A 1,827-nucleotide genomic window follows, 5' to 3' on the forward strand; every position below is an offset into this window, starting at 1 on the left:
TCATGCCTTTGAGGGGTTTTGTTGGGTTTTGTCCTTTGGATATGAGCCAGAATCTTGTGGTGTTGTGAGAGTGGTCCTGTATGTTTTTTGCCAATATGTTCAAGTTGTTGAGCTCTGCTGCTAGGGGAGTACATACGGCGGCCAGGTTTTCATCTTTTGCTGCTTCCATTGCGGCAGCACTGGTGCTAGTTGTGGTTTTTCTGGGGCACTTAGGCAGATTCATGGAAAGCCAAACTTTACACTGAGCAAGGGCCTGGGGGTGAGAGCGCACCTCCGTTACTTGGGAAATGCTTTTGCTTTTGCTTGCCAGAACATGGTTTATGGGAAGCATTATCTCCATGGATATGGAAACGTCCTGGCTCGTGGATGCGAAGGCGTCAAGGGTGCCGTATACTACTCCCTCTATGGAGTTTTCTACCGGTACTATGCCAAAGGGGGAGGACTTCCTGTCGACAGTCTGGAAGATGCTTTCTATGTCCTCTAGATATTCGAGGTCGATACTTTTCCCTAGACAAGCATAAGCTGCCTGTTGAGAGAAAGATCCCTCTGGCCCTAGGCAAGCTACTTTCGGCCTTTCCTGGACGGCTCGACACAGGGATATGATCTCTTTCATTATGCTTTTGATCCCTTCCGGGTCCAGGTCGCCGGACTGTTCAGTTATTCTTTCTATGACCTCTTGTTCTCTTTTGGGATCCAGGACAGCCTTTTTGTCTTTGAGCTCGCCTATCTTTTGGGCTACTTCTACACGCTGTTTCAAGAGCTGCAAAAAGGCCTGGTCAATCTGGTCTATTTTCTGTCTCATCTTCTCTATTTCTCTTTTCCTCTCCCAGTTCAAGGCCATCCCCCCAAAAACAGGCGCTGCTTAGTTCGTTGCGGAGATTTTACTTCAATGGAATGGATATGGCAAATTCAACAATGAAAGGGGGCAATCTATATGCCCCCTTATGGTTAGTTTTTAGATGAGATTTTCCACTCTGGGCGCCTGAAAGCATGTATGATGAGGGGGATACTAGTGAAAACAATGGTGCTTATGATGACCAAGATCGTGTAGAAAGCGGGAGAGCCTACGGGAAGCTGGCTTGGTGGGAAGAAGGCCACGATGAAACTGAAAAACATGGCCGAAAAACCTACGCCGCTTACTATCCAAAGTCCCGCTTTGCCTTCATTTTCTCCCGCCATTTCCACTTCAAGGCCAATCCGCCCAACATTGCCGCCTCGCTGGAGCCAGTGGTTGAGCACCCCAGAGTGTTGGCTGCCTCGGGGGAGTGCCAAAGATCCGCCAACATCAACACGCATCGCCTTTCTATCTCCGCCGTGGATGGATATTCGTCTTTGTCTATCATGTTTTTATCAATGGATAGGTCCATGAGTTTGTGTACCTCTTCTTCTACACAGGTCTGGCAAAAGGTAGCCAGATTTTGACGGGCGTTGCCGTCCAGCAAAAGCTCGTCCTTGATCAAGTTGTATGCCACATCAGGGCGCATCTCGCTTTTGGGCAGTTTGTACTTGGGTACTGGGGATGTGATTCTGGGGGACTCGTAAACCTCCGAGCTGAAAACTGACGGAGCCTTCTTCTTGTGAATTGTCATAAAAACCCCTCCTTTTTGCACCACGGTCTAATGCATAGCTGAGTAAACGAAATATTACGATAAGTATAAAGGGTTGGATAATGTTTTTCTACTGTACTGCTTTATGCTTGGTTAAAAGTCCTCTATGATTATGATGGAGTAGCAAGCTGGAACAAATCTAACTCGGCTACAAATAAAAGAGGATTCTGTAAGGGGCCACAAATTGCTTCCGTTTAATTAGTTGAAGGAGATGGTGGGA

Annotated in this window: 3 protein-coding genes; all 3 read right to left on the reverse strand. The window is 47.3% G+C overall.

From position 1 onward, the window contains the following. Positions 1 to 835, reverse strand: an 835-nt coding sequence (locus tag V7Z69_RS09825) for a prephenate dehydratase domain-containing protein (protein ID WP_334139805.1), incomplete at its 3' end; no start/stop codon positions are given. Positions 836 to 948: 113 nt separating this feature from the next. Beyond that, positions 949 to 1,179 (reverse strand): hypothetical protein, encoded by a 231-nt coding sequence (locus V7Z69_RS09830; RefSeq protein ID WP_334139806.1) that lies wholly within the window; start codon positions 1,177 to 1,179, stop codon positions 949 to 951. Beyond that, entirely contained in the window at positions 1,140 to 1,589 is a 450-nt protein-coding gene (locus V7Z69_RS09835; protein WP_334139807.1) for a pyridoxal-dependent decarboxylase, read from the reverse strand. Before V7Z69_RS09835 ends, V7Z69_RS09830 begins: the two co-directional genes overlap by 40 nt. Positions 1,590 to 1,827 lie beyond the last annotated feature (238 nt).

It is taken from the genome of Thermovirga lienii (assembly GCF_036847465.1).
Classification (GTDB): Bacteria; Synergistota; Synergistia; order Synergistales; family Thermovirgaceae; genus Thermovirga; species Thermovirga lienii.